Source organism: Clostridium estertheticum, assembly GCF_018861295.1.
In the GTDB taxonomy this organism is placed as follows: Bacteria; Bacillota; Clostridia; order Clostridiales; family Clostridiaceae; genus Clostridium_AD; species Clostridium_AD estertheticum_D.
The window spans coordinates 19,967-34,470 of the sequence record NZ_JAHLDM010000020.1 but is presented as its reverse complement, the minus strand read 5'-3'; the positions used below and the strand labels follow the sequence as shown (position 1 = coordinate 34,470).

The following is a 14,504-nucleotide window of genomic DNA, read 5'->3' as shown; positions in this document are numbered from 1 at the left end:
TAATAAAAATAATAGATAAAATAATTTGGAGGTACTGATATGGAAGGAACTATAGGTAAAATACTAATAGTTGATGATGATAAAAATATTGCCGAGGTAATTAAAATGTATCTTGAAAGCTCTGGGTATGCAACAAAAGTAGCACATGATGGTAGGGCTGCGCAGGAAGCCTTTTTAAGTTATAAACCAGATTTAGTGCTTTTGGATATAATGTTACCTTATATTGATGGGATTGATGTTTTGAAATGGATAAGAAAAGAACATGAAACACCTGTTATTATGCTTACAGCTAAAGGGGAAACTTTTGATAAGGTATTAGCACTAGAACTTGGAGCAGATGATTATGTGGTAAAACCGTTTGAGCCAAAAGAAATAATTGCGAGAGTAAAGGCTGTGCTTAGGCGTTATAACTTAGATAATGGTGGTAAAGAAGTTTTAAATTTTGAAGAACTAGAAATAGACATTAATTCGTACAATGTTACATATAAAGGTGCGGAGGTTAAAATGCCGCCTAAAGAATTTGAATTAGTACATTATTTAGCACTTAATAAGAATAGGGTGTTTACTAGGCAACAGCTTTTATGTGAGGTTTGGGGATATGATTATCCGGGAGACTCTAGAACTGTGGATGTTCATGTTAAAAGAGTAAGGGAAAAACTTCAAGGTGGGCCTAATTGGCAGATTGAGACTGTTTGGGGAGTAGGATATAAATTTGAGGTGAAGTAAAATGGTCAAAAAAGGGCTGTTTTTTAAGATGTTAGCGACCTATACTATCATAATATCTATGAGCCTAATAATTATTGCATCGTTTTTGTCTTATTGGTTCCAAAGTTATTTTTTTGATCAGAAAAAAGAACAATTTCTGGATAAGTCATATATGATACAAGGAATTGCTATGAAATACATGGAGAGGGATGGTGATGCTACGTCTCAACAAGTAAACGACATAATAACCATAATTTCCAAGTATATAAAGTCGGATATATGGCTTACAGACAGTATGGGTTATGTTTATGCTGTATCTAATAAAGATCATAAGGAGTTTATAGGAAAACAAGTTTTTGGTGAAGAATTAGAGCAACTTAGACAGGGGCATACATTCGAGATTACGGGACCCTATGCTGGGGTATTTGATAAAACTGCAAGAGTTTATGGTACCCCAATAATTAATGAGGCAGGTAGTTTTAAGGGATCAATAATATTATACAATTCCATTGATGAAATAGGTTCCCCTTTAAAACGTGTTTATGAAATAATTTGGATATCTGCAATTTTCGCAATAATATTTTCTTGTATAGTTATATATTACTTTTCTCAAAAAATAATTATAAAGCCTTTGGCAGAGATTAATTCTGTAGCTAGGAAGATATCTAATGGGGATGTTAATAAAAGGGTTTATTTGAAATCTAATGATGAAATTGGGGAACTAGCTCAAACATTTAATTTTATGGCAGATTCTGTTGAAAAAAATGAAAAAAATAGACGTGAATTTATATCAAATGTGTCACATGAAATTAGGTCTCCTATAACATCGATTAAGGGATTTATTGGAGGAATACTAGATGGAGTAATACCAGAGGAAAAGGAAAAATACTATTTATCCATTGCATATGAAGAAATTCAAAGATTAACAAGACTCGTAAATGACTTGCTAGATATGTCCGCAATTGAAGCTGGAGAGTTTAGTTTAAAGATTATTAAAGTGGATATTAACGAAATAATTAGACTTACAGTTATAAAAAATGAAACGAAAATTAAAGAGAAACGTGCCTGTGTGGATGTGTGTTTTGAAGAGGATAATTTATTCGTAGCAGGAGATAAAGACAGGCTCGTGCAAGTAATTACAAATTTACTAGATAATTCAATAAAATATGTTAATGAGGGTGGAAAAATAAAAATAAGTTCAAAAACTAAAGGTAGAAAAGTTTTCATATCTGTGTTTAATGATGGGCCACAAATAGCAGAAGAAGATTTATTGCATATTTGGGATAGGTTTTACAAAGCAGATAAAGCAAGGACAGCAAAAGATAGTACTGGGCTTGGTTTAGCTATAGTTAGAAATATAATAACTCAATTACAGGAAGATATATGGGTGGAAAACAAAGATAAAGGTGTTTATTTTACTTTTACATTAACGAAAGTAGAATAATTTTAATAACTTCCATAATGTAATTATAACAAGAAGGGCGGGTGAGACTATGGATAACAAGGATAACTATAAATTTAATGAAGAAATAAGAGATGCTTTATGGAAGAATGCAGAGCGAGGTCAGGATATCTTTGGAGAAATTAAATTTAGAAAAAATAATAAAAGAAATTATTTTAAAATGTTCTTAAAAGTGATACTTTTTATGTTAATAGCTGCCCTTTCTGGAGGAATTACAGCAAATTATCTTATTAGTAAGGATAAATTACAAGAAAATATTAGCGGTGATTTAACGCAAAGTAAATTAGAAGAAAATAATAAGGATATATATTCAAATTCTATCTCAGAAGTTACAAGGAAGGTATCACCAACAGTAGTTGGTATAATTGTTAATGTGAAAGGTGTAGAGGAAACACCTGAGGTCAGTGGGTCTGGAATTATATTTAAAAGTGAAGGGTTTATTATTACAAATTATCATGTGATTGAAAACGCGACGGAAATAAAGGTAAAACTTAGTAATTATAAGGTTTTGAAAGCGAAGGTAATAGGGACTGATGCTATATCAGATTTGGCAGTTATAAAAGTTGAAGCTAGCAATTTGCCTGTGGCAAAACTTGGTGATTCATCAAAGGTTAATGTTGGTGATTTAGCTATTGCTATTGGTAATCCACTAGGAGAGCAGTTTTCAGGAGTGGTTACCGCAGGGATTATAAGTGCACTAGACAGAAAAATTAATATAGTTGATAAAAAGACTGGTGAGCAAACCATATATAAAGTAATACAAACTGATGCAACTATAAATGAAGGAAATAGTGGGGGAGCATTATGCAATATTAACGGAGAAGTAATTGGTATAAATAGTTTAAAAATCGGTTCAGCTAGTGAAACTTCTGGGATGGGATTTGCTATTAATACAAATGTAGCTAAAGAAATTATAAGTGATTTGATGACCTATGGTAAAGTTATAAGGCCTGCTATAGGTATTTATGGAGTAGCGGCCATCTCAGTTGGTAATAATGGTATAGAGGGAGTGTATGTGCAGGAAGTTGTAAGTGGTAGTGGGGCATACAAAGCTGGGATTATGCCTACTGATATTATAACTCAAATAGGTGGAGTAAGTGTTAAAAATATGGAAGAGTTAAGTAATATCTTAGATAAATATAAAGTTGCAAAGAATGTACATTGCAAGGTTCAAAGAAATGGTAAATATAAAGACATTAGTATAATTTTATCTGAATTAAAAGCTACAAATTAAAATTAAGTAGTGCGCTTTTATGTATAGTTGTAGATTATAACACTTATTGGTATAATATTATAAAAAAGGTAAATGAAAAAATAATTATGTAACAGATAAATAGTCTAATCATAATAATATTTGGAGGTAATGATGTATTTAGTAGTTGGACTGGGAAATCCAGGAGATGAATATAGACATACAAGACATAATGTAGGATTCGATGTAATTGATTTGATGGCAGATAAGTATAATGTATCAATTAATAGGATAAAATTTAAAGGTGTATGCGCGGAAATTAATATAGGTTCTAATAAAGTTATTTTATTAAAACCAAGTACATATATGAATTTGAGTGGGGAAAGTGTACGAGAAGCGTCCTCATTTTATAAGATTCCGAGTGGAAATATCATCATACTACATGATGATATTAGTTTGGATGCAGGTAAATTAAGAATACGAAGTAAGGGTAGTGCTGGCGGGCATAATGGTTTGAAAAGCATTATTGAGAACTTGTCATCTGACATGTTTGTTAGAATAAAAATAGGTGTAGGGAAACCAGAGAGGGCACTAATACCTCATGTTTTAGGGAGATTTTCGAGTGATCAGCGAATACTTGTCGAAAAGACTTTTGAGGCGACTATACAGGCAACCCAAACTATAATCGAAAAGGGATGCAGCGAGGCTATGAATCAGTTTAATGGGTTCAATGCTTAAATGAAGTTAATTATATTAAAATACTATTTATACATTTATGTAATGAGTGAGAGGTGTTAACATGAGACTAAGTGGGCTTATGAAGCCTTTAAAGGAAAGTAATCAATTTAAAAATATCCTAAGTAATATAGAAAAAAAGGTATACCCAATTGGAGTATATGGACTTTCAGAATCAGCAAAGGGTTATTTGGTGAATGGTGTATATGAAGAACTAGATAAATCAATACTGATTTTAACACACAGTGATGTAGAGGCTAAAAACATTTATGAGGACTTATCTTTCTATGTAAACGACGTGTATTATTATCCAACTAGAGAAATGGGATTTTATAATGTAGATGCTGTATCAGGGGATTTAAGATGGGAAAGACTTAAGGTAATGAAAAAAATTACTGAAGGTGGTAAGAAAATAATAATTACATGTATAGAAGCAATAGCGGCTACTTATATACCGTTGAATTTGCTTCAAAAATATGTTTTTAAATTATCGGTAGGAGGCACACTAAATTTTAATGCCTTTTCAGAAAAATTAATTCAATGTGGGTACGAGAGAGTAGATAGAGTAGAGACTAAAGGTCAATTTTGTATAAGGGGAGGTATAATGGATTTATATCCTCCTATATCTGCGTTACCATTTCGGATAGAACTCTATGACGATGAAATAGATTCTATAAGGACATTTAATAGTGAAACCCAGAGGAGTATAGATAAGGTAAAAAAAATAGAAATATTCCCAGCAAAAGAAATTATACTAACTGAGGATAGTAGAAAAAAAGGTTATGACAAGATAAAGGAAGATTTAGAAAATATGATCGGTAGTTTACATAAGAAAAAGGATAAAGAAGCTATAGAAAGAATAACGTCTCTTGTTAACATTAATTTAGAAGCACTTAAAGAAACAGGAAGTTTTAAAGACGTTGATAGTTATATGCCTTATTTTTATGATACTACATCTACTTTTTTAGATTATATGTCAGGAGCATTTATAGTAGTTGATGATGCACAAAGATGCCAAGGCAAATTAGATAGTGTATATCTTGAGTTTGAAGAAAATTATGAGACTTCTTTAAGGCGAGGAAGTATACTTCCTAAACAAGCAGAAGGTTTAATTGAGAAGCAGCGTATATATGAAGAGTTAGAAAGTCTTGAAATTATGACAATAAACGCTATTGCTAAAACCACAAAAGTACTTAAGCCAAGATCTATAATATCTTTTTCTCAAATTACTATTTATGATTATCATGGACAATTAGATATGCTTATCGAGGACATAAAGGATAAAAAAAGTAAGGGTTATAAGACTGTAATTTTATCGGGCACAAGAACTAGGGGCGAAAGACTTATAGATACGCTTCGTGATAAAGGAATTGAAAGTGTATATAAGGACAGTATTTCTAAAATTGAGTTTGGAGAAGTGGTTGTAACATTTGGGAATCAATTAAAGGGGTTTGAATATCCGCAGCTAAAATTATGCATTATATCTGACAAAGAGGTTTTTGGTGGATCAAAAAGAAAAACTGTTAGTCGTGCTAATAAAAAGGGAGCAAGTAAACTTAAAAGTTTTACAGAACTTAAATTGGGGGACTATGTTGTTCATGTAAATCATGGAATAGGTGTATACAAAGGAATTAAGCAATTGGAGGTCCATGGTCACAAAAGAGATTATTTAGATCTTAGCTATAATTCTGGAGACACACTTTATGTTCCGGTGGAACAATTAGATTTGGTACAAAAATATATTGGTAGTGAAGGTAAGGCTCCAAAAATTAGTAAACTGGGTGGAGCAGAATGGGTTAAGGCTAAAAATAAAGTTAAAAATTCAATTGCGGATATTGCAGAGGACTTGGTAAAGCTTTATGCTACTAGGGCTACACTTAAAGGGCATAAATACAGCAAGGATACTATATGGCAAAAACAATTTGAAGATGAATTTCCATTTGATGAAACACCAGATCAATTAATAGCAATTGAGGAAATAAAAAAAGATATGGAATCGGATAAACCGATGGATAGGTTAATATGCGGAGATGTTGGATATGGAAAAACAGAAGTTGCCGTTAGAGCGGCTTTTAAAGCAGTTATGGATGGCAAACAAGTAGCATTTTTAGTTCCAACTACAATACTCGCAGAGCAACATTATAAAAATCTTACCAAAAGATTTTCAGATTTTCCTGTAAAAGTTGAGATGGTAAGTAGATTTAGAACACCGGCTCAGCAAAAGGTTGTTATTAAAGCTACGAAAGAGGGAAATGTAGATATATTAATAGGGACGCACAGGATTATTCAGAGCGATGTAAAATTTAAGGATCTAGGGGTATTAATTATAGATGAGGAGCAACGTTTTGGGGTGACTCATAAGGAGAAAATAAAAAGCCTACGAAAAAACATAGACGTAATTACGCTAACAGCTACGCCAATTCCAAGGACTCTTCATATGTCGCTTACTGGTGTTCGTGACATAAGTGTAATAGAAACACCACCAGAGGAGAGGTATCCAATACAAACCTATGTGGTGGAGTTTAATGATCAATTAATAAGGGACGCTATACTAAGAGAGATGAATAGAAAAGGTCAAGTTTTCTTTGTTTATAACAGGGTAGAAACAATAAAAGATATGGCGGCATACATTGGAAATCTACTTCCGGAAGCAAGAGTGTGTATTGCACATGGGCAGATGACAGAGAGAGAACTCGAGTCTATAATGATAGAGTTTATGGAGAATAAGTATGATATATTGATGTGTACCACAATTATTGAGACAGGAATAGACATCCAAAACACCAATACAATAATAATATATGAGGCAGACAAGATGGGGCTTTCTCAGCTATACCAATTAAGAGGTAGAGTTGGTAGGTCAAATAGAATAGCCTATGCGTATTTAACGTATAAAAAAGATAAGGTATTAACAGAAGTTGCTGAGAAAAGACTTAAAGCAATTAAGGACTTTACGGAGCTTGGGTCAGGTTTTAAGATAGCAATGAGGGATCTTGAAATTAGGGGAGCTGGGAATATGATGGGCGGTGCACAACATGGTCATATGGCAGCTGTAGGTTATGATTTATATTGTAGAATGCTTGAAGAAACAGTGAAGAATATAAGGGGCGATGTTGAAAAGGAACCTATTGAAACCTCGGTTGAAATTAAGATAGATGCATATATTCCTGGAACTTATATAGAAGATGAGTCTCAGAAAATTGAAATTTATAAAAAAATTGCAGCTATTGATTGCCTGGAAGATATGCAAGAAATACAAGAAGAGATAGAAGATAGATTCTCAGACATACCATCTTGCGTTGAAAACCTTATGAATATTGCCTACCTTAGATGTATAGCTGCTAAAGTAGGAATAATAGAAATTAAAGAGGTCAAGGATGAGATAATATTAGAATTCGATAGGGCTGAACGAATAAATAAAGAAGTAGTTAAAGTTTTGGTTAGTAAATATAATAGAAGTGTTGTATTCAAATTAGGAAATAAGCCAGCGTTTTCATATAAATTTAAAAATTCAATTAAAGAAGAAGTACTTACAAGTTTGATAGAAATTGTTAATCGTATAAAAAGTATAGTTGAAATAAAGTAAATTAGTGTTAAAATTAATGGTATCGTATCAAAATTTATAATTACGATATACATAAGAATGGGGGAAGTAAAATGAAAAACGTAAAAAAAATAATTAGTGCGGCTTTAATAACTTTGTTTGCTACATCGTTAATTGGCTGTAATATGATTGAAAAAACACCAGAAGGTATTGCGAAAACTGAAGTAGCAAAGGTTTTTGATACTAAGATAACAAAAGGACAAATAGAAGCGCAATTACCAGGCGTTATTAAACAATTGCAAACACAATATGGAGCAAATTATACAACTAACACCGATGCTATGACACAATTAACAACTCAAAAACAGAAGGTATTAGCAGGCTTAATTAATGAGGAGATTGTAACTTATAAAGCGAAAGAACTCAAATTAGTGCCTACAGATGCTAAATTGAATGCAGAAATTAATAAGCAGTTATTAGAGATTAAGAAAAGCTTAGGAACGGATGCAAAGTATAAAGCAGCGCTAACGCAAGCTGGTATAACAGAAGAGGCATTAAAGGCAAGAATTAAACCAAGTGTTATTCAAGATGCATTAAAGACTGAAACTACAAAAAATGTTAAAGTTACAGACGCAGAGGCAAAGGCATACTATAATGCTAATTTAGCATTATATTCAACAAAGCCAAATACAATTCACTTAGCTCATATTTTAGTTAAAACGGAAGCAGAGGCAGTAGCTATTAAGAAGCGTTTAGATGCCGGTGAAGATTTTGCTAAAGTTGCTAAAGAAAAAGGGACAGATGGAACTAAAGCCACTGGTGGAGAGTTAGGAACTTTTAAATTCGATGATACTTCAATGGATGCAACGTTTATGGCAGCTGCTATTAAGGTGCCTGCAGGTAAAGTTTCAGCACCAGTTAAAACTCAATTTGGTTATCATTTAATAAAAGATATTGCAAGAACAAATTATCCTGCAAAGAAATTTACAGTTGTTAAAGCAGAAGTAGAAAAAACTCTTTTAGCAAAAAATAAAGAAGCTGCATGGACAGCAGCAATGACAAAATGGACGACAGAAGCTAATGTAACAAAAATTGATAAAAATTTATAAATTTTAAATTTAAAAAAACAAAGAATGCCGATATGAATAGGTATTCTTTGTTTTTTTTACTTTGTTAATATAGAATTGTAAAATTATTTAGTAAAAAAAGCAGTAAATTGAATAGGAATCCTCCTTATTTTCTTTTTTTAAATTAAACATATACAAATGTGCATAAAATTTCAAGTTTTGAAAGATAATAATAGAGCTAGTATATTATATAAGGATTTATATAAGGAGGAGTATTTAAATGAAAGCAACTGGTATAGTAAGACGTATAGATGATTTAGGAAGAGTTGTTATTCCTAAGGAAATAAGGAGAACTCTTAGAATAAGAGAGGGAGATCCGCTAGAAATATTTACCGATAGAGAAGGTGGAGTTATTTTAAAAAAATATTCACCTATAGGTGAATTAAGTGAATTTTCTAGGGAATATGCTGAATCATTACAACAAACTATTGGAAATGCGATAATTGTATGCGATAAGGATAATATAATATCCGTAAGTGGGTGCCCTAAGAAAGAGTATGTTGATAAAAAGGTTAGTATTGAATTAGAAAAAGCAATGGAAAATAGAAAACCAATTGTCTTGGGTGAAGGCTTTGAAAAAGTCATATCATTGTACGATGATGAAATGGAGAATAAATATAGTGCTCAAGTAATCGCACCTATAATAACAGAAGGAGATGCAATTGGCGCAGTACTAATAATGTCGACAGAGCCGGGAATAAAGTTTGGGAATTTAGAATTAAAATTGGCTGAAACTGCGGCATCTTTTTTAGGAAAACAAATGGAACAATAGTTGTATTAGGTTATAAAGTATATATTACTAAGCAATTGAAACATATTTGCAGTAATATATACTTTTATTTTTTTGAAGTATTAGTAATAATAATCTCTTAAATTAAATAATTATAATCATAGGATGTATATATTTACAGAAATATAGGATTATAAGGAGGTTATTATGAAGAAACATTCATTGATAAAAGGAACTATTATACTTGGAATGGCAGGTATATTTGCAAGATTTTTAGGACTGTTTTTTAGAATTCCAATACAAGCACTTATAAAAGATGAGGGGATGGGATATTATCAGATGTCTTATCCGCTCTACATGTTCTTTGTGGCGGTAGCTTCAGGAGTACCAATAGCTATGTCTAAACTTATTGCCGAGATGAACGCTAAAAATGACCGGGAGGGAGCTGGGCAGGTCTTAAGACAAACGCTTATTTTTATGATTATATTAGGCTCGGTATTTACTATATTTATGATAATGTTTGCAAGGCCTATTATATCATTGCTTAAATGGGATAGTAAATCATATTACGCTTTTTTGGCAATAGCTGCAGCACCAATTTTTGTATCTATTATGTGCACGTTTAGGGGCTTTTTTCAAGGACTTCAAAATGTAAGACCTACTGCAATTTCACAAATAATAGAGCAAGTTGGAAGAGTTGTGGCTGGAGTTTTGTTTGCATATTTATTATTTCCAAAGGGGATTGAATATGCAGCTGGAGGAGCAGCACTTGGGACACTGGTTGGTGCAATTATGGGAAGTATATATTTAGTTTCAACATATTTTAAGGTGATACGAGAAATACCAGTAAGAAAAAAAATCAAACATAAGCATATTTTAGAGGATTTAGGTAAGGCTGCAATTCCAATATCACTTGGTGCGGCAGTAGGGACTATTATGTCATTAATAGATTCTGTTTTAGTACCACAACAACTTCTAAAAGCAGGATTTTCACATTTGCAATCAGCTGTTATGTATGGCCAATTGACTGGGAAAGCATTTACCTTGATGAATGTACCTTTAGCTCTTTCTGTGGCATTGTGTGCCTCTCTAGTGCCTATAATTGCGGAAGCATTCTATTTGGGTCGGCGCAGAGAGTTGATTAAAAGGGTAGATATGGCTGTAAAATTGTCTAATGTTATATCATTGCCGTCTTCTTTAGGAATGTTTTTTATGGCCTATCCTATAATGCATTTAGTTTTTATGAGAGATGCGGCAGGATATGAAATACTTAAATATATTTCAATATGTATACCTTTTGTAATCTTAACACAAACGAGTACAGCGATATTACAAAGTATAGGCAATTATATGAAACCTGTATATAATTTGGCTTTAGGATGCATCGTAAAGGTTATTGTAACATACATATTGGTTTCGTTTTCATTTGTAAATATTTATGGGGCAGTTATAGGAACAATTTTAGGATATATAACAAGTTGTTTATTAAATATGCATGATTTAAAGAAAAGTTTAAATATAAAATTCAACAAAATTGATGCTTTTGTTAAACCAGCCATTGCTGCTATTATAATGATAGTTGCAGTTGTATTTAGTGATGTTATTGTCTATAATTATACAATGAGCGGAGGATTATCTTGTATAATATCCATATTAATAGGCGTTATTGTTTATTTAATATTTATATTTTTGCTTAGAGTATTTGAGTATCAAGAAATTAAGAATAAATTTCTGAGTAAAAAATAAAAAAGGAGTGGAAGTTAATGATTAAAGTTGTAGGACTTGGGCCAGGGGCGATAGATTCACTAACTATAGGGACGCTTGAAATTCTTAAAAATAGTAAAAATATTTATTTAAGAACAGAAAAACATCCTACTGTAGACTACCTAAAAACATTGTGTATTGAATTTGAGACTTATGATAATAGATATGAAGAAAATAATAATTTTGATGATGTATATAGGTCTATTGCAGAAGATCTTGTTGACAAGCATAAACTGTATGGAGACATTATTTACGGAGTTCCAGGTCATCCCCTTGTTGCAGAAACTTCTGTTAAACTTTTAATAGAGTTATGTGCAAAGAATAAAATTGATATAGAAATTTCCCCAGCGGTTAGTTTTATAGATGCAGTAATTCAAAGTTTGAAATTAGATCCTATTGAAGGATTAAAAATTATAGATGCCTTTGATATAGAAAATCAAGTTCTAGATAAAAGAGTAGGATTATTAATAACTCAAGTATATAGTCTTTCTATAGCATCTGATGTAAAACTTGCCTTGCTTGAGTATTATGAAGCAGATATGGAAATTTATTTTGTTCGCGCAGCAGGTATAAAAGATCTTGAAAGTACCAGAAAGATTTATTTATATGAATTAGATAGGCAAAAGGATATTGATTATTTAACCTCAATATACATACCAAAAAAAATAGATGCCACAAAAGATTTTTACGATTTAATTAAAGTTGTGGATACGCTTCGAGATGAAAATGGATGTGCATGGGATAGAGAGCAGACCCACGAATCTTTGAAAAAGTGCCTTATCGAAGAATGTTATGAAGTTTTAGAAGCCATTGATGAAAAAGATGAGGATAACATTATTGAGGAACTTGGCGACGTATTATTACAGGTAATATTCCATGCCAAAATAGGAAAAGAAGAGGGATATTTTAATATAAATGATGTTATTCGTGGCATCACAAATAAGATGATAAACAGACATCCTCATATATTTAAAAGTTTAGAAAGTAAAACTACGAAGCAGGTTTTAGAAAGTTGGGAAATTATTAAGAGTAAGGAAAAACAGTTTAATAGTTATACAGAGGCTCTAAAGCATGTTCCAAAAAATCTTCCAGGTTTAATGAAGGCGGTCAAAGTTCAACAAAAAGCATCAAAAGTGGGCCTTGATTTTGAATGTCTTGAAGATGCTATGGAAAAGGTGCTCGAGGAATTAGGAGAAATAAGGGATGTATATAAAGGCGAAAATAGGGCAAAAATACTAGAAGAAGTGGGAGATTTGGTATTTTCTACAGTAAATATCGCTAGACTACTTGACATAGACCCTGAAGTTGCAGTAAATTATACTATAGATAAGTTTATTAATCGCTTTGGGTACATAGAAGAAAATGCAAGGAACAAAGGTTTGGAGTTAAATCAGATGTCACTTGCAGATATGGACAAATTATGGAACAAATCTAAAAGCTTGTAAATTTATTTGTAAAATAAAAACTGGTCAAAAAGAAGGAAATTCAAAATTAGTGAAGAATATGCTTTAATAGTGTATTTTATAACAAGGAGGTAACAAAAGTGAATAAGTCAGAATTAATAACAAGTATTGCAGAAAAATCTAATCTAACAAAGAAAGATGCGGAAGCAGCTCTAAAAGGAATTATAGAAAGCATTGAGGAAACATTAGAAAAAGGTGAAAAAGTTCAATTGGTTGGATTCGGAACTTTTGAAACAAGAGATAGAGCAGCTAGAATGGGTAGAAACCCAAGAACAAAGGAAGAAATTCAAATTGCAGCTTCAACAGTTCCAGTATTTAAAGCTGGTAAAGAATTTAAAGATATAGTAAATAAATAATTTTGCTATTATGTAAAAAACCTGGATGTATATCTAGGTTTTTTATTTTAGAAACTTTAACAACATTTCAGAAGGAAAGTCTCCCATTTCTATAAGTGGGAGTTACATACCTCAACAAATAGAAAATTCAGTGGCAGGATAACAATTGAGAATTGTTATCTACTCCAGAGAACTACAAAGAGGTAAATCTCCTTCTGAAGTTGTTAATATTGCAGCGACCAAGGAGATGATTTAATTTATAAATTCTTATAATGCTAAAAAACATTAAAAAGGGGAAGTATAAATGAGATTAGATAAATATTTGAAAGTTTCAAGAATTATAAAGAGAAGAACTATTGCAAAAGAAGCTTGCGCGAGTGGTAGAGTATCTATAAATGATAAGGTTGCTAAAGCGGGTACAGTTGTATCTGAAGGCGACACTATAGAAATAAAATTTGCAAATCAAATTTTAAGAGCTAAAATTATAAATATTTCAGAACATGTTACAAAAGAAAGTGCAAAAGAAATGTATGAAATGGTTTCAGGTAAAGAAGACAAAGAATAAATGTTATTAAATATAATTCTTAATTAAGATTAATGAGCATATATATTTTATAAGAATATAATAATATGTAATTAATTAAGAATTGAGAATAGCTTCTTAGTTCCCGATTTTTAATGGTAAAATTAATAAGGAGGATATTATGGAAGCAAAAAAAGAAACAAAAATAGAAGATAAGAAAAGTAATTTAACGCTTGAAAATAGAAGAAAGTTAACTATTAATGGTGTTATAGAGGTTATAAACTTTAATGAAAATCAGATATTATTAAACACAGACGTTGGAATAATGATGGTAAAAGGACAAGAATTAAAGATGAATAAGTTAGACGTGCAAAATGGAGACGTTATAATAACTGGAAAAGTGGATTCTTTTGTATACACGAGCGATAAAGGCAAAGTTAAAAAAGATAGCATAATAGCAAGATTGTTTAGGTAGATGCGTTATGATAATTTCAATTATAGACCAAGTGAGACTTATAATCTTTAGTTTGCTATCAGGAATAATAACAGGAGTATCTTTTGATATATATAGATTGATAAGAGGATTTGAAAATCCTAATAAAATCATAACAATAATACAGGATTTACTATTTTGGACATTAACTTCTATAGTTGTTTTTGTGTTTTTGATGTATACTAATGAAGGGTACATAAACTTTTATGTGTATTTATGTTTAATAATAGGGGTATACTTATATTTAAAACTTATAAGTAGAATTTTTATTAAATTGCAATATAGATCACTAAAATTTAATGGGAAATTATTTAGAGTTGCAATGAATGTAGTATTATACCCTATTAATTTATTGTTTTATAAGCTTAAAATAAAAAAAAAAGATAAATTATAAAGAAATAGCTTGAAGTAATGTGAAATACAAATTAGAA

13 protein-coding genes are annotated in these 14,504 nt (G+C 31.3%); all 13 read left to right on the top strand.

Translation table 11 applies throughout. The features are described 5' to 3' along the window. Window positions 1-39: 39 nt before the first annotated feature. The 13 genes from KPL54_RS17660 (at window position 40) to yabQ (ending at window position 14,467) form a co-directional block, all read left to right on the top strand. Entirely contained in the window at window positions 40-726 is a 687-nt protein-coding gene (locus tag KPL54_RS17660; RefSeq protein WP_216107809.1) for a response regulator transcription factor, read from the top strand. A gap of 1 nt (window position 727) precedes the next feature. Continuing rightward, entirely contained in the window at window positions 728-2,149 is a 1,422-nt protein-coding gene (locus KPL54_RS17655) for a sensor histidine kinase (RefSeq protein WP_216107808.1), read from the top strand. A gap of 49 nt (window positions 2,150-2,198) precedes the next feature. After that, a complete protein-coding gene (locus KPL54_RS17650) occupies window positions 2,199-3,401 on the top strand; it encodes a S1C family serine protease (RefSeq protein WP_216107807.1) in 1,203 nt (400 codons plus the stop codon). 132 nt (window positions 3,402-3,533) lie between these two features. Then, entirely contained in the window at window positions 3,534-4,097 is a 564-nt protein-coding gene (gene pth / locus KPL54_RS17645; protein WP_152753667.1) for an aminoacyl-tRNA hydrolase, read from the top strand. A gap of 61 nt (window positions 4,098-4,158) precedes the next feature. Beyond that, the gene (gene mfd / locus KPL54_RS17640) at window positions 4,159-7,680 is read left to right on the top strand and encodes a transcription-repair coupling factor (protein WP_216107806.1); all 3,522 of its coding nucleotides are present in this window, start codon (window positions 4,159-4,161) and stop codon (window positions 7,678-7,680) included. A gap of 71 nt (window positions 7,681-7,751) precedes the next feature. Continuing rightward, window positions 7,752-8,747, top strand: coding sequence for a peptidylprolyl isomerase (locus KPL54_RS17635; RefSeq protein WP_216107805.1), 996 nt, complete (start codon window positions 7,752-7,754; stop codon window positions 8,745-8,747). Window positions 8,748-8,985: 238 nt separating this feature from the next. Then, complete coding sequence (spoVT, locus tag KPL54_RS17630; RefSeq protein ID WP_071614678.1) at window positions 8,986-9,537, top strand: stage V sporulation protein T; 552 nt, start codon at window positions 8,986-8,988, stop codon at window positions 9,535-9,537. 165 nt (window positions 9,538-9,702) lie between these two features. Continuing rightward, a complete protein-coding gene (locus KPL54_RS17625; protein ID WP_216107804.1) occupies window positions 9,703-11,241 on the top strand; it encodes a putative polysaccharide biosynthesis protein in 1,539 nt (512 codons plus the stop codon). A 17-nt stretch (window positions 11,242-11,258) separates the two neighbouring features. Beyond that, complete coding sequence (gene mazG, locus KPL54_RS17620) at window positions 11,259-12,704, top strand: nucleoside triphosphate pyrophosphohydrolase (protein WP_216107803.1); 1,446 nt, start codon at window positions 11,259-11,261, stop codon at window positions 12,702-12,704. Window positions 12,705-12,802: 98 nt separating this feature from the next. Next, the gene (locus KPL54_RS17615; RefSeq protein WP_071614675.1) at window positions 12,803-13,078 is read left to right on the top strand and encodes an HU family DNA-binding protein; all 276 of its coding nucleotides are present in this window, start codon (window positions 12,803-12,805) and stop codon (window positions 13,076-13,078) included. A 283-nt stretch (window positions 13,079-13,361) separates the two neighbouring features. After that, complete coding sequence (locus KPL54_RS17610; RefSeq protein ID WP_216107802.1) at window positions 13,362-13,622, top strand: RNA-binding S4 domain-containing protein; 261 nt, start codon at window positions 13,362-13,364, stop codon at window positions 13,620-13,622. A gap of 139 nt (window positions 13,623-13,761) precedes the next feature. Then, window positions 13,762-14,055, top strand: coding sequence for a sporulation protein YabP (gene yabP / locus KPL54_RS17605; protein WP_216103111.1), 294 nt, complete (start codon window positions 13,762-13,764; stop codon window positions 14,053-14,055). 7 nt (window positions 14,056-14,062) lie between these two features. Beyond that, window positions 14,063-14,467: a spore cortex biosynthesis protein YabQ gene (gene yabQ, locus KPL54_RS17600; RefSeq protein WP_171298553.1), complete on the top strand. Its 405-nt coding sequence runs from the start codon at window positions 14,063-14,065 to the stop codon at window positions 14,465-14,467. The last annotated feature ends 37 nt before the right edge of the window (window positions 14,468-14,504 follow it).